This is a genomic window from Corynebacterium sp. HMSC05E07 (assembly GCF_001807225.1).
GTDB classification, from domain to species: Bacteria; Actinomycetota; Actinomycetes; order Mycobacteriales; family Mycobacteriaceae; genus Corynebacterium; species Corynebacterium singulare.
The window spans coordinates 24,504-39,060 of record NZ_KV788201.1 but is presented as its reverse complement, the minus strand read 5'-3'; the positions used below and the strand labels follow the sequence as shown (position 1 = coordinate 39,060).

Genomic DNA, 14,557 nt, shown 5'->3' with positions numbered 1-14,557 from the left:
GACACTGCTACCAAATAGCCGGTCGCAACAACGCGTCCGAGCGCTGAAAAGTGGGAGGGTTCTGTTGGTCAATATGCCAGTCTTTCCTATCCGTATAGCCAGTATTCGTGTGATATCTATCGGCTTAATCGCACATGTGAGCGAGTATGTGAGTTATTGTCTTAGCTTCTTTCTAATGTGTAAAGCAGACATCTGAAGCGTTGGGGAATCGGTTCATTGTGGGACGCAAGGGTGTCTACAGCGCAGGATGCAGTTCACAGAAACGGACTGCTGCACAACTCACGAGGGGGAGCCATGAGGTTCTTAGAACAAAAGCCGACAACTTTTAGTAAAGGGCAGATACATCGAATAGGCAGTGCGCTGCGCGCTGGGAAAGAGATCGATGAGGGGCTATACCGGCTCATATTGGTTCAACAGTCTGCCCTATGCGACCATCTTGAGTCCTTGGCCGTGTCAGCGTTGGGCGAATCGGGCGTGCCACTGGAGCGTTCGACAAATGCCGTTGTGGAGCCGGATTCGAATCGTTTCTTCATAGGCTCGAGGGTTAAGACCCGACCAGTGCTTGTTGAGAAACTAAGGAGAATGCCGAGCTTTCCCCTGGAGAGCATCCAGGATTTTTCGGGAGTGCGAATGGACTTTGATGTCTCGCTTTCGGAGCAAACAAAAGTCGCTGAATTACTTGCCCAATACCTTGAAGAGCAAGGCGCTGCTCGCGTCAAAATTCAGGATATGAGAGAAAAGCCGCACTCTGGGTATCGGGCGATTCATCTGCACATTTATTCTCCGGCAGGCCGTGCCGAGTTCCAACTACGTACAGCACTCCAATCACGTTGGGCCAACCTCTACGAACTGGCTGGTGACTTATACGGTCGTGGCATTCGGTACTTGGAGTTTGGTGAGCAAGTACCGCGGCAATTCAATACCCAGGTCCGCTCACTCCATGAGCTTTCAGACGTTGTGTATAAAGTGGAGAGGTATTTCGATGTGCTTTCCCCTCCGTTTGCCGAGCATATCGTCGGAACAGTAGAGCTGCGTGAAGCCCGTTTATTGCGACAAAAGACTTCTACGATGTTGGATAGACTCATTAGTGAGCTCGACAAGCGACGGGCAGACAATGAGTCGGAAAGGAGCGAATAAAATGCCGGCTTTTCTCATCAAGTATCACCGCCCGACGGGTGCATTGAATGTCACCGAGTTTGAAACCTTGACTGAGGCAACCCTTGCCCGCCATGACCTCGATCAAATCAACGATGACCCCGATGTTGAACTCGTTGCTATTGGTGCTAAGAACTTGGAATCCGTCCGGCACACGCATGCGCGTTACTTCTTCCGTGAGAAAACCGCGCCGCCGTACCCTTTCGTGGCTTAAGTCCGGAGGCTCTGAATAGCGCAGCGAGAAGAGTTTAGCTGCGCAGTATCTTCTCCATGGCCTTGCCTTTGGCGAGCTCGTCAACGAGCTTGTCCATGTATCGGATGTTTTGCATCAGCGGGTCCTCGATGTCCTGCACCTTGTATCCGCAAATGCTCCCGGTGATAAGTGAGCGGGACGGGTTGAGATGTGGTGCCTGTTCGAAGAATTCCTTGAGGGTGACCTTCTCCTCTCGCGTCCGCTCTAAGCCCTCAACTGAGTAGCCAGTGAGCCAGGAGATAACTTTGTGGAGCTCGCTGACAGTTCTACCTTTGCGCTCTACCTTGTTGACGTAGTGCGGGTAGATGTCAGCGAAGGGTACGGAAAAGATCCGGTGGGACATGTGGCGCAGTGTATCGATATCGGTTGCCACTGATTCAACCGTGCCACAGCGTGGAAATGGGCATTGCCCATAGGTTCTTGCCCATTGGTAGGACGTCTTTGCCCGTATATAGGACGATTCCTGCGCGGAAGGAAGCGCCTGCAACCTGCTGAAGGTAGCGCAGTCCGGCAAAGTCTTTTGGCTGGATCGACATTGCGGCTTTGACCTCCACACCAACAATGTCCCGGGATCGCGATTCCAACACGAGGTCCACTTCTTTGCCAGTGGACGTACGAAAGTGGAAGAGGCGATAGTCAATCGAAGACCAGGCCTTCTGCTTCAAGAGCTCGTTGGCGACGAAAGCTTCGCAGATACCTCCAGTAATCGTGCTGGAGATATTCATCTCCAAAGCCTCTGGATCGAGTCCTGCAAGGCTTGTAGCAAGTGCGGTATCCGAAAGAAAGACCTTGGGCTTAGAAATAGCCCGCTTCTCTAGATTGGTTCCCCAAGACGGCAACTGGTTGATCAAGAAGACATCACTCAATGCAGTCACATAGGTAGGGACCGAGCGTTGAGGAATATCGAGCGCGCGCCCAATGTGTGCCGCTACAAGCTCGGCAGTTCCCTGTGCTGCCAATTTGTTGAGAAGATTGCTCAAACGGTCGGGGAATTGAATACCGTAGAGCTCAGCAGCATCCTTCGACAGTACTCGTTCAATGTAGGCGTCGAACCAGCGGTGCTGTCGCCGCCGGCTAGCATCTCTAAGTCCTGGGAAACTTGGTGTGCAGAAGAGTTGAAAGTAGTCACTCCGGGAAGGGGTAAAGGCGGGATTCAGCCCTGAATCCCCTAATGACCACACCCGTCCGGCAAAGTCATCGTAGATGCCCAAGCGTTCACCCACGCTAAGGCCGTGAAGACGAATTGTTTCTGCACGGCCAGCGAGAGACTCTTCAGCTCCTGTGAGACTGAGGAGATTGGAGGAACCAGTGAGGACAAAGCGCCCGGGTCGTCGATCTTCCTCTAGTGCGCCTTTGATGGCACGAAAGAGCTCGGGCGCGCGTTGAATTTCATCAATGGCTAGTGTCCCCTCGGGGAACTGCCTGACAAACCCGTCTGGGTCCTCTTGTGCAGATGCCAGCGAAGCGCTCTCATCAAGGTTAAAGAATCTATGCTCTCTATCTTCGAGCAATTGATGAACGAGGGTGCTCTTTCCCACCTGGCGTGCGCCAGAAATAGTCAGCACAGGCGTATCCGACAGGATTTCCTCCGCCAGATCTTGTGCGTTTCTATGTAGAAAAGAATCAGTCATGACACTCAATCTACCTGCGATATTGCGGTTCTGCAATGCCTGTTTTGCCGTTCTGCAAGGGTTCCGTTGCCGTTCTGCAATGCTCTCGTTGCCGTTTGATCACGCCTTAAAACGCCAAAAAGAGGGCACCCGCGGCCGTCGTAAAGGAGCGCGAGGGTGCCCTCTGTGGTGGGGCTCAGGGAGGTGAGCTAGTTCAGTTAGTTCCAGACGGGAGCGTCACCAAGCTGCAGCTCGGAGTAGCGCGCCTCCGGAACCGTGGCGGAGTAGGGCTTGCCCACGGGCTCCCATTCTTGGTCGGAGTTGCAGCGCACGTCCTGGCCGTCCGTGTCGAGCATGGTGAAGCCCCACACCAGCTTGCCCTGGGAGTTGGCCGGCAGCTCATAGGGGCCGACCTCTTGGTTGAGCTTCCAGTGCTGCTCGTTGACGTAAGTGAAACCGTAGGTCTGGGTCAGCACCTTGGCCAGCTCGCCCACGCCCTTGATGGAGCCAGAAACTTCGATGGTCTGCGTGCGGGCCTGAGTCACGGTGTGGCTGACCGGTACAGGTTCATCGTTGCGGTTGGCCACGCTCGTGGCGTCGGTTTGCTTAAACCAGCGGCGGGTAGCGGTGACGTAGGTGCCGTTCTCACCGGGCGTCGAGCAGTGCGTGCCCGGCTTGTGGTCCTCGTTCCAGCGCTGGGGCAGCTCGAAGTCCCCGCCGAAGTCGGCGGCGTGGGCAACAGGAGCGGCCGCCAGCAGGCTCAGTGCGGCAAAGGTGCTCGCGATGGACTTCTTCAGCACGCTTTAGCCCCAATCGTTGTTATCGCGGGTGGAGACCTCGATGTGGCGCTCCTTCGGCAGGGTGGCGGTGAAGGTACCGCCGTTGGGCTGCCAGGTGTTATCGGAACCGCAGATGGTCTTCTGGCCCTCGAAGTCGGAGACTACCCAGCCGGCACGCAGCACGGCGGTCTTGCCCGGAGCGATGTTGTACGGACCAACCTGCTCACCCACCTCGTAGGACTGGGAATCGGTGTAGCTGGAGGAGAAGGTGAAGTTGATGAGGTCCATCAGCTTGAAGTCAACGCCAGCAGACACGTTCCAGGTCTTGGTCTTGGTCTCCGTGATGGAGCGGGTAACCGGCAGCGGCTCGTCGTTGTAGTTGGACACGGTCCAGGAGCCAGCGGAGCCGTCGAAGTAGGTGCGCTTGATCTCTACGGTCTGGCCGGTATCACCCGGGTTGGTGCAGTGCTCGCCGATGGTGGTCGGGTTCGCCGGTCCCAGGTCACGTGCCGGCAGGGCGTTGGCGGCCGGTGCGAGGATGATACCGGAGGCTACGGCCAGGGCAGCAGTGGTGGAAGCAATCTTGGTCTTGAACATGGTGTGGTCTCCTTGGTGGATGTGAGGGGTGAATGTGAGCGGGGGATTAGTAGACAGTCTGGGTAACCACGGGCAGGTCGCGGTACTCGTCCGGGGTGATGTCCTCGGTGCGAGTAGAGCCGTCCTTACCCGTGATGGTGGCCTCAGCCCAGAAACCGCTAGGAGCGGAGGTCTGCTTGTAGTTGGAGGTCAGGCTGTACTTTCCGTCCTTGCCGCAGTGAATCTCGCGGTAGTTGATGCGGGTCATGGTGGTGCCATACTCCACGCGGACGCGCTCGCCCGGGGCAAGGTCGATGTGCTCGAGCTCGGTTCCCACCGGCATGTAGGCGCGTTTGACCGCACCGACGGACTCCAGCCAGCCCTTCGGAATGTCGCCGCGGTTGCCCTGCCAGTTGGTGTACGGCGAGTGCTCAGCACCGACGACGAAGTCCGTGACCGGCGCGTACTCGTAGTCACCCTTGGACCAGTTGAGGAAGTCCGTGGAGTAACCCGGCTTGCGGTAGGTCGGTGTGACGGCCGTGATGTCCAGCGGGTACCAGGAGCTGTCGCCGCCTTCACAGGTTTCGCCTTCCTTAGGCCAGGAGGGATCACGCTGGAGCTCCTCGGAAGGCTGCATGATTTCATCCTTCTTCGGGTCCGCAATCTTTTCCAGGCTCGGGCCGGAAACGGAGGTGTAGTTGCCCTCGATCGGCTTGGAATTGGCGCCTGGGGAGCGGGTGGGAATCTCCATGGCGAGGTCCGAAATCGACCCATCGGCCTTGATGATGTAGGCGAAGGCATAACGCTCGGCCGGGCCTTTGCCGCGGATGACGTTGGCGCCCGGGATGTTCTCCAAGCGGTCATCGTTGCAGCCGACGAACATGGAGATGAAGTCCTTCTCTACCACGCCATATTCCACGCGGAAAGACTCGCCCGGCTTGAGCTTAATGGGGCCGAAGGTTTCCTTCTCCTGCCAACCGTTGGTCATCTTGAGGCCGATATCGGACTTAGCAGTCGTGTCCCATCCGGAGGGCATGGCTGCCTTGGAGTTGGCCTCAATCTTGTGGTTGGTGCCAGTCTCCACCTCAGCGGTGTAGGGCACCTCCTGATCGGTGGTGTTCTTAAACTGCAGCGTGCCATCGCTCAAGTAGCGGCGGCCCGTCTCTGCAAAGCGCCATTCGCGCTCGGCGTTGTCACCGGCCGCGTTACAGCTCTTGTAGAGGTTCGTGATGGGGTAGGCCTGCGGCATGGGCGGAATGTCAGCCGCCTGTGCCACGGGCGCGACAAATGCGGCCGCCGCAGCCGCCGTGGCCGCTAGCGGCGCGAGCGCGCGCAATCCCTTGATGTGCACCTGGATACCGTCCTTAAAGAAAGTTAAAGAATAAAAGCAAGCTTCTTGAAGTCCCGCACAATCCTAAGTTCTGCACAGTGCACTCTCAACGGCGTAAGAAAAATATTTTCCCACTTTGCAAGAAAGTTAGCGTTGTTAAGCCCCCATTTACCAGCGGTGATTTATTCTCACCTGTTGGAATAATTTACCCCCATCTGGGGCTGTTTTGGTTCTGTGCCAAAGTTAAAGACGCTGGCAGGAAGCTTAAAGGTGTATGTATGTCGCTCCCAGACTTTGGATCGCCCCCGGCGTCTCCTATCTGCAAAATCTAGCCCTTAGGCCCTGCGGTGGGGGCAATGCTTGGCGACGTCTCCCCCCTCCCAATCCTGAGAAAGTCACGAACATGCGTGCGTCACCACGGGGGCCCGGTCCGGGGCGCAGGTGAAAGGGTGTGATGCTGTTGGCTTAGAAGAGATCCCAGATGGTGATTCCGAGGATGATGGAGCCGAGGGCGAAGACGAAGTAATTCCACGGATCGCCACGGAACTTCTTGTATTCCTTGACCTTGTGGAACATGTAGACCGGCAAGAGGAAGATGAGGATGGCATCGAAGACGCCGCCCACCAGGTAAATGAGGTCAAGGATGGGCGGATTGAACACGGAGACCAACGTGCCGGAAATGAAGATGACGATGTAGACGATGGTCAGCAGGCTGCGGCGGTTTAGCCGGTTCGCCGTACGCGGTGCTAGGAGCCGAACCATGTAGGCGGTTCCTTCTTCGGCGCCGAGCATGGTGCCGAAGTAGGACGTGATGACGGCGAAGATAACGATCAACGGCGCCAGCAGGGCAAGAACCTGCACGCCGGTGACGTTGGCGAAATAGGACAGAACCGGAAGGTTCTGCTCAGAGGCTTCGCGCATACCCTCAGCGCCCAGCGCGAGCACGCATGACCAGACGAAGAACATGGTGAAAACCACCAGCAACGCGGCGGTGTAGAGCTCAATGCGGGAGACGCGCTTTTCGGTGTTCTCTCCGTAGGTTGGCTGCATGTCCACCGACATCTGTGACAGCGCAGCCATGTGGGAAAAGGAAAACGCAAGCACGGGCAGGATGAGTACTGCACCAAGCAAAATATGGGGCCAGCTGCCGCCCTGGTATTTCACTTCCACGAAGGACTGGAAGTCCCATTGTGGAATGAGATAAATCGACGTCGCCGCAAGCGAGAAGATTAGGGGATAGACCAATGCCTGCGCCAGCCACAGCATGGGCTTGCGCCCGAATGCGAACACGCCGGTCAGAGTACCCACGCACACCACGGAGAGTACCCAGCGGTTAATGGACGGTCCGTGGAGCTGATTAACAATGAAACTATCGATGGCGTTGGTCAACGAGATGGCATAGATGAACACCGTGGGCACGTTGGCCAGGGAATACATCAACGCCACAAAGAGGCCAGTGTTGCGCCCCAGGTATTTGCGCACCAGCTCCAAAATATCCAAGCCATAATCCTGGGCGGGTGCGCCAGCAACAATGCGGGCGTAGGTGCGGTGGGAGAAGTACACCAAGGGAAAGATGATCACCGTGGCAAAGGCCAGGGGCCAGAACCCGAAGGAGCCCGCCTGCAGAGGCAGGAACAGGATGCCGGCACCCATTGCCGTCCCAAACAGCGCCAGCACCCAGTTCAAGGCGGTGCCTTCGGATTTGGGTGCGTCACCGTTCATCAGAGAGGAGTAGGGTACAGCGTTGCCGCTGCCCGTCACGAGAGGCTTGGAATTAGTCATCACCTCTACTTTCTAATATTCGATGGCCTCGCGGATAATCGGGCAGGTCATGCAGTGGCCGCCGCCGCGGCCGCGGCCAAGTTCAGCCGAGCCAATCTCTACTACTTCTATGCCCGCGGCTCTCAATTTCTTATTAGTGTGCTTGTTGCGGTCATAAGCCACCACCACGCCGGGTTCGATGGCCACGACATTGTTGGCGTCGTCCCACTGCTCGCGGGCGGCAGTGTAAGTATCGCCGCCGGTCTCGATGACGTCGAAGGCGCCAATGCCCAGTGCCTTGGCGACGACCTCAAGGAAGGGGGCTGTGGGCAGTTCGACGTCGAACGGCGCCGTGCTTGTTGAGGGATGCAGGACTATCGGCCGGATAGTGTCTACCACCTTGGGGTAGGCGGTGACCTTGTCGGCGTCAAGGAAAGTACAGACCGTGTCGAGGTGCATGGAGGCACGGTCCTTGGCCATGGCCGCAATGATGATCGTGGTGGCTGCGCCTTCCTCAAACAGCCGCATGGCTAGTTGGCTTACTCCCTGCCAGGTGGTGCGCTCACCCATGCCTACCAGCACGATGCCCTTGCCAATCGGCATAATGTCACCGCCTTCGAGTGCGGCAAGCCCCGGATCCTCGTCGGTGTTGCCGTACCAGAATGTGAAGTCTGCCTGCGCAAACCGTGGGTGGTAGTTGTAGATCGCGCGGGTCAGCAGCGTTTCCTGGTGACGTGCCGGCATCCGCATGGGGTTAAGTGATACTCCGCCATAAATCCATGCGGAATTATCCCGCGCGTACTGGGTATTAGGAAGCGGGCGCAGCGCAAACGCGGACGAGCCGTAGACCTCACGCATGGCATCGATGGTGCCGTGGCCCAGGCCCTGGGGAATTTCGGCGAAGGGCAGTCCGCCAATGAGCACTTCCGCAAGCCGTGCGGCGGGCATCTCGTTGAACCAGTGGCGCAGCTCGCCGCCGATGCCGACGCCGACGTTCTTATCTAAAAGCTTGAAATCGAGGATGAAATCCCGCCCGCCCGGGGTATCCAGGGTCTCCTCCAGCAGTGTGTGCATCTCCAGTACGTCAACGCCGTAGCTACGCAGCTGGGCTACGAACTCCGCATGGTGCTTCTTGGCTTCATCGACCCACAGGACGTCGTCGAAAAGCAGCTCCGCACAGTTGCTGGGAGTGAGCCGTTCGTGCGCGAGTCCGGGCGCACACACCATGACCTGGTGAAGCTTGCCTACCTCGGACCAAACGCCCAGCGGGGGAGTAGTCATGTGCGTGAGCCTTTCTTGGCGCTTGTACGGCGCCATCATGCACCGTGGTGAATTGAACCACCAGGATTAGTGGATTGTGAACTACGTGACAAGTTTATGGAAGGCGAGCATTTTTTCAAGCCTCCGTGGGTGGCAGAAAGCCCATGTAGGTGCAGGTTTTGCGACATCATGCATAATATTATTCGCTTTTATTCATGTATCAACAATGGGGGAAGTGGGCACTTTCCTGCCGTGTTTGCCGACGCCCCATCCCTCCACCACTGCGAGGACCCTCACGGTGGCGGACACCGCAGCCCGACGGTGAACCGGGTGCATAACTTGGGGCGGGGTGGAAACTCTGCGCGAATATTAGGGATCAGGGTGTGGGGGTAGGTGTGGCGTGCAGCGCACGGGGGGAGTGGGGCGTTTCCGCTACTGCGAATCGAAGTCCTCAACAATGAGGCTTGCCGCATGCTCACGGAGGTAGTCGCGCATGTATGGCAAAGCGAAGTCGACTTCGCCATGGCCGGTGGTGGTGATCATTTCGGCGTCGAGAAGCCGGCGGCGGTAGTTCCCTACATAAGAATCTGTCTGATTGAAGCGAGCCTTGATATCTGACATTTTGGTGGGGCCATCATTCTGGGCCATGTAAACCAAGAAGCTTCGGTCAATGGTCGAGAGGTCTGACAGTGCCGGCTCGTGGACAAGTTGGCCGAGTTTGCGCTGCGCAGTTGTGACTCCTCGCTGTGCAGCGTCGACGGAGATTTCGGCGCCTCCATCCGAAGCACGTTCCCTTTCCCTAAACGAGCACTGACCTACGAGTTGAATCATGAATGGGTAACCATGACATGCCTCCACTGCGGTGTCCAAAGCGTCTGTCGACCACGAGGTTGCAGCGGTGTGGAGGGGCTTTTCCAATGCTTTGCGAACATCCGAATCAGAGACTCTACCCAGCTCAATGCGGTTTGCGCGGCGCAAAAAAGTGACTGGATTGGCATCGCCGTGGCTGTTTAGCTTCCCGGAAAGCAGCGGCCTGATTGAGGTTGGGATGCCCGCCATGACTACGGAAATGTCTTCACCCTCACGGATGAGGTGCTGGATTGTGGCCCCGAACTCGATGAGCTCCTGGCTGCGTTGGTGGTGCATCTCATCCAGAGTTACGAGCACTCCGCCAGGCTCCTGGTGGGCCTTCCGGTCCAGTTCGCGTTTATAAGCCAGCAGATCCTTAAGCGCATTGCGCAGCGAGTATGTTGATTCCGCGATGGCGCGGGTATCCCAATTCAGTCCGCCGCCAATGCCAAGGATTGAGACGTTGAGCCCCTTGAGCTGCTTCCTGTCCTGGGATAGACGTTGGATAATGCTGCTGCGCAAGCGCTCAACAAAACCGGTTGTTGCGGTATCGCTGAGCGTGAGCCAACCACGCGCGAGCGCCTCGTCTTCGAAAGCGTTGAGCAGGACTGTCTTTCCGATGCCGCGGGGGCCAATGATGAGAGAGATTCTCTCATGGGCGCCGGGGCCCTCATCGAGCGCAAAACCGAAATCACGAATGGCATCACTGCGGCCAACCAGCAACGGGGGAGTGGCGCCAAGGCTGGCCGTGAAGGGGTTGGTGTGCTTCGGTTTCATGCTCTTACTATAAGCCACAAGGCTTTTGAAGTCTTGTGAAGGTTATGAAGTTTTTGAATTCTTTGAAGTTTATGAAGAGCTTTGAAATTTGAAAGAGGGGCCGCGCCGCTAAGCAATGGGAAGTGGCGGCGCGGCCCCAGAGTGAAAGGGAAGAAGGGCGGATTCCCAGCCTTCTGTGTAGGGGCATCTTTGACATTAGGGCTGGGGATGGACATCGCTGCGATTGATCCGAACACGGGGCTCGAACAGCCAGTCGGACGAAATAGCAAGCGAGCACGTGCTAGGTCAACAGTATTGATGAGCCACGTAATGTAAACATATGACTCAGGACTCCATAGAACCCATATAAACATTGCCCCGCGGCGAGTTCGCTTTTCCGGGCTCGCTTCGTGACGCCCTCGTTACCGCCATTCTGAACGGCACGAAAACCACTACGGCATCCTTACTGGTTGAGCACCCGCGCGACCACGACCCGCGCGAGGATGTGGGCACTCTTGAGGCCGTACTTGATTCACACGACAACGTGGTCTGCGTCATCCGCACCACCGAGGTCCAGGTCTGCCAGCTCGCAGACGTCAGCGACGAGCACGCCATCGCCGAGGGCGAGGGCTACGCCGATGCCAACGAATGGCGCGCCGGGCATGAGCAGTTCTGGCGCTCACCCGAGTTTGTTGAATACATCGGAGAGATAGACATCAACGATGACACACAGGTGGTGTGCCAGCGTTTCACCGTTGACGGGCGGTACCCGGTCAAGGACTTGGAGCCGTGGAATTCAATGGCGTGAGGATACGTTTGTAAGCTTTGCATTGATTGACTACCGAGTAGCATCTCGGATAGCAGCCTTGCGAAGCAGGTCCATCCTGATCTCTCGAGCCGTACTGAAATGAAGTTTAGCGATATTGCGCGCAGTAGCAGTGTCGCGATCGCTAATTGCCGTGATCAACCTAGCGTGTTCCTGCAAGGCTTCTTTTTGGCGGTTATTGACGCTGAGCGTTGACGTTGGGGCGTGAACTAAATGCGTCATCAGTTGCTCGAGTAGTTCGATAAGTATCGGATTTTGTGTAGCCTTCCAGACGCTGCGGTGAAACTCTAGATTGGTTTGTATTAGCTCTGTATCCGTTGGCTTTTCGAGGCCCCTATCCCTTTCTAGAAGTGCCTCAAGTGTGAGGATATCGTTCAGACTTCGGTTTTGAGCAGCTTGGCCCGCTGCTTCGACTTCGAGGAGGATTCGAATATCGTAAACTTGAATAACCTGCTCTGGATCCAAGCCGCGGACCTCGAGACCTCGATTTACACGTTCTGCTAATCCCGAGTCTTCCAAACGAGAAAGCGCATCCCTGACTGGTGTACGAGATACGCCAAAGCGGTTGGCTAATTGGATTTCTTTCAGTTGAGTGCCCGGTGGAAGGGTGCCATTTAGAATATCGTCGCGAAGTTGCGTGAAGATGTCGTCGCGCATTTCCTAGAGCCTCCGAAAGAAATTGCCCGGCCGAGAGGCCGGGCTTGTTTGTACACCAGCGTACTGCTAACTATGCAACACTACCTGCGCGGCGACCAAAGACGCATCCTGCTGCCAAGCCCGATCCGCCGGGATAGTTGGTTGAGAACAATCCGCCTAGGGCTTCTCCGCAAGCAAGCAATCCTGGAATGACTTCGCCAGTTTCGTTGAGGACTCGTCCATTGTCATCGCCCTTCAGCCCGCCAAAGGTAAAAGTGATGCCACAGGTAACTGGGTAAGCGTAGAACGGTGCCTTATCAATAGGCGTTGCCCAGTTGGATTTAGGGGGCGTAACGGTGGATGCCTTTCCGTCCTTGATCGTGGGATCGAACTCTGCATCGTTGACGTTCGCATTGAAGTCATTAACGGTTGTAACGAAAGCGTCTGAGTCAATCCCAATTTGCTGTGCAAGCTCCTCTAGAGAGTTCGCTTTCACCTCAGAGATTCCGGGCATGTCGTACTCCTCTGTACGAAGAGTAGGACGGAGGTCGGCATCAAAGATCTGATATGCAACTGAACTGGGCTGCTCTAGGATTACTTTTCCGTACTTTGCGTAGGTGTAGTTTCGGAAGTCTGCGCCCTCGTCTAGGAAGCGCTTGCCCTCGTTGTTGACAAGTAGACCCAAGAAGTATGATTGACGCGTCAATCGGTTTGTGAGTTCGATGTTGGATTCGTTGATCTCAGAGTTCGCATCCCACTGAACAGAATGGCAGGTTTCCCAGTCTCCACCCTTTGCCGCACCGATCTTAAGTGCAGCCTTGAGCATATCGCCTACGTTGTAAAGGGTGCCTCGGACTCTTGCATTTGCCCATCGGTCTCCTAGATGCTCGGCACGCATTTCAGGTGAGGCCTCGAAGCCTCCTGAAGCAATAACGGTGGATTCGGCACGGAGCGAAAATTGTTGTCCACCTTTCTCTGCGATGACTCCGACCACCTTTCCATTCTCAAAAATGAGGTCCAAGGCACGTACTCCGTAGCGAATATCCACCCCGTTTTGTTCAGCAACGCGCGTGTGGTCTGCAATGAGCCCTACTCCGCCGTCAACATTTCCAACATGTAGGCCGCCCCAAAAAAGGTATGAACCGTCCGGGCGCTTATAGGCTTGGCGCTCATACATCAAGCGATACTTCAGTCCCAGAGACTTCAGCCAGCGCAGTGCATCTGCTGCTTCGTTGACCAGGATGTCTGCCATGCGGGGATCTGTACGGCCCTCTGTGACTCGCTCTAGGTCGGATCGGTACTCGTCGGGAGAATAGGGCGGAACGACAGTGTTTTCGTGCCTCTCATCGAACTCTACGAGATCTTTGAGATCCTCCATGCCTTCATGGGCGATTCGAGTTGCGCCAGCGGTGAAGTAGGAGTTGCCCCCTGCTCGATCGCCTTCTCCCCGTTCGAGAAGAATGACCCTGCGGCCGCGCTCCGCAGCAGCGTGAGCTGCAGTAAAGCCAGCGTTACCTCCTCCGATAACGATGACGTCGGCGTCGAAGTCCCTCTGGGAATTTGAAAGGTTGTCTGACATAAGTGTCCTTTCGGCGTGAGCAACGAATATGTATCTCCATGTTTTGGATTGAGTACAAACTAAGCACAGGAATAAACAATCCACAAGCCCTTGTGTCGCTTTTATAGATCGGGTAAAACATTTAGAAACATGTCACAGGTCACAACTGAAGGTTCAGAGTGTTGTGGGCGACTTTCGGTCGTCGTTCAAAATGGAAGGAGTCGTAATGGTCAAAGCACTTCACGCTGTTACTGCGGTTGTTGCCATCGGTTTATCCGGAGCAGCGATCTACCAGTCGGCTAACAGCGCCAGTGCCGGTGAGGCTCGGTCGAATCTGACGATCATCGCACCTGCAGCTGTTGGTGGAGGGTGGGATGGGTTTTCCCGCGAAGCCCAGCAGGTCTTGCGTGCTGACGGCATTGTCAATAATGCAAAAGTTGTTAATATTCCTGGGGCGGGAGGGACGATTGGACTTTCGCAGTTTGTGCAAATGGAGGGTGAAGAATCAACGATTATGACAACGGGCGGTGTCATGATTGGTGCAATCGAATTAAAGGGGAGTGGAGCAACCCTTAAAGATGTAGTACCGCTTGCCCGCCTTTCGGATGACTATTCGGCGTTGGTAGTGCCGGCAGATTCTGAGTTTGAAACGCTCGATGACGTTGTTGTGGCGTGGAAAGCTAACCCGAAAGGGTTCTCGATATCAGGAGGATCACTTGGATCAATTGATCATCTTCTTACGGGAGCTGTAGCCGGGGCAATCGGAGTCGATCCCAAAGAAGCAAACTACATCGCGTATTCAGGAGGAGGGGAAGCATTGAACTCGCTCCTGAGCCATACGACAGATATCGGTATTTCTGGATACAACGAAATCGCGGATCAGGTTGATGCAGGGACGTTGCGCGCCCTGGCTATTTCATCTGGCGAGCGGATAGAAACGGCTCCTGACTTGCCTACCTTTAAAGAGCAGGGCATCGACGTGGAGATGTCTAACTGGCGAGGCTTCTTAGCACCACCTGGAATTCCTGCGGATGCCGAAGAGGAGCTACTGGGAATCGTGGATGAAATGCATCGGAGTGAAGCATGGAAGGAAGCGGTCCACCGTAACAGTTGGACAGATGCCTACATGACCGGTGAGGAACTCGATCGCTACATCGACGAGGAGACAGCGCGAACACAAGAACTCATCGAACAGCTGGGGTTGTAGA

Annotated in this window: 14 protein-coding genes; 4 read left to right on the top strand and 10 right to left on the bottom strand. The window is 56.0% G+C overall.

Annotation, left to right across the window (positions count from 1 at the left end):
* The first annotated feature begins 294 nt into the window (after window positions 1-294).
* Window positions 295-1,137: a RelA/SpoT domain-containing protein gene (locus HMPREF3149_RS00210; RefSeq protein ID WP_070535538.1), complete on the top strand. Its 843-nt coding sequence runs from the start codon at window positions 295-297 to the stop codon at window positions 1,135-1,137.
* Window position 1,138: 1 nt separating this feature from the next.
* On the top strand, window positions 1,139-1,369 hold the full coding sequence (locus HMPREF3149_RS00205; protein ID WP_039674063.1) for a hypothetical protein: 231 nt from the start codon (window positions 1,139-1,141) through the stop codon (window positions 1,367-1,369).
* A gap of 34 nt (window positions 1,370-1,403) precedes the next feature.
* Here HMPREF3149_RS00205 and HMPREF3149_RS00200 read toward each other — a convergent pair whose 3' ends face one another.
* From HMPREF3149_RS00200 to HMPREF3149_RS00165, 8 genes are all read right to left on the bottom strand, one after another.
* A complete protein-coding gene (locus HMPREF3149_RS00200; RefSeq protein ID WP_070535549.1) occupies window positions 1,404-1,751 on the bottom strand; it encodes a DUF2200 domain-containing protein in 348 nt (115 codons plus the stop codon).
* Between the two features lie 34 nt (window positions 1,752-1,785).
* The gene (locus HMPREF3149_RS00195) at window positions 1,786-3,039 is read right to left on the bottom strand and encodes an ATP-binding protein (RefSeq protein WP_070535536.1); all 1,254 of its coding nucleotides are present in this window, start codon (window positions 3,037-3,039) and stop codon (window positions 1,786-1,788) included.
* A gap of 197 nt (window positions 3,040-3,236) precedes the next feature.
* Window positions 3,237-3,818 (bottom strand): hypothetical protein, encoded by a 582-nt coding sequence (locus tag HMPREF3149_RS00190; RefSeq protein ID WP_070535534.1) that lies wholly within the window; start codon window positions 3,816-3,818, stop codon window positions 3,237-3,239.
* 3 nt (window positions 3,819-3,821) lie between these two features.
* Complete coding sequence (locus HMPREF3149_RS00185) at window positions 3,822-4,394, bottom strand: hypothetical protein (protein WP_070535531.1); 573 nt, start codon at window positions 4,392-4,394, stop codon at window positions 3,822-3,824.
* A 46-nt stretch (window positions 4,395-4,440) separates the two neighbouring features.
* Window positions 4,441-5,724, bottom strand: coding sequence for a hypothetical protein (locus HMPREF3149_RS00180; protein ID WP_070535526.1), 1,284 nt, complete (start codon window positions 5,722-5,724; stop codon window positions 4,441-4,443).
* Window positions 5,725-6,168: 444 nt separating this feature from the next.
* The gene (locus HMPREF3149_RS00175; RefSeq protein WP_070535546.1) at window positions 6,169-7,425 is read right to left on the bottom strand and encodes an amino acid permease; all 1,257 of its coding nucleotides are present in this window, start codon (window positions 7,423-7,425) and stop codon (window positions 6,169-6,171) included.
* Between the two features lie 72 nt (window positions 7,426-7,497).
* Window positions 7,498-8,745: an arginine deiminase gene (locus HMPREF3149_RS00170; protein WP_070535523.1), complete on the bottom strand. Its 1,248-nt coding sequence runs from the start codon at window positions 8,743-8,745 to the stop codon at window positions 7,498-7,500.
* Between the two features lie 411 nt (window positions 8,746-9,156).
* Window positions 9,157-10,350: an ATP-binding protein gene (locus tag HMPREF3149_RS00165; protein WP_083280724.1), complete on the bottom strand. Its 1,194-nt coding sequence runs from the start codon at window positions 10,348-10,350 to the stop codon at window positions 9,157-9,159.
* A 352-nt stretch (window positions 10,351-10,702) separates the two neighbouring features.
* Here HMPREF3149_RS00165 and HMPREF3149_RS00160 point away from each other — a divergent pair, with 352 nt between their 5' ends.
* A complete protein-coding gene (locus tag HMPREF3149_RS00160) occupies window positions 10,703-11,137 on the top strand; it encodes an ASCH domain-containing protein (protein WP_070535520.1) in 435 nt (144 codons plus the stop codon).
* Between the two features lie 30 nt (window positions 11,138-11,167).
* Here the strand turns inward: HMPREF3149_RS00160 and HMPREF3149_RS00155 are convergent, their stop codons facing one another.
* Together HMPREF3149_RS00155 and tcuA are read right to left on the bottom strand one after the other, a co-directional pair.
* The gene (locus HMPREF3149_RS00155) at window positions 11,168-11,812 is read right to left on the bottom strand and encodes a GntR family transcriptional regulator (protein ID WP_070535514.1); all 645 of its coding nucleotides are present in this window, start codon (window positions 11,810-11,812) and stop codon (window positions 11,168-11,170) included.
* Between the two features lie 70 nt (window positions 11,813-11,882).
* On the bottom strand, window positions 11,883-13,370 hold the full coding sequence (gene tcuA, locus HMPREF3149_RS00150) for an FAD-dependent tricarballylate dehydrogenase TcuA (protein ID WP_070535512.1): 1,488 nt from the start codon (window positions 13,368-13,370) through the stop codon (window positions 11,883-11,885).
* Window positions 13,371-13,575: 205 nt separating this feature from the next.
* Here tcuA and HMPREF3149_RS00145 point away from each other — a divergent pair, with 205 nt between their 5' ends.
* On the top strand, window positions 13,576-14,556 hold the full coding sequence (locus tag HMPREF3149_RS00145) for a Bug family tripartite tricarboxylate transporter substrate binding protein (protein ID WP_083280723.1): 981 nt from the start codon (window positions 13,576-13,578) through the stop codon (window positions 14,554-14,556).
* Window position 14,557 lies beyond the last annotated feature (1 nt).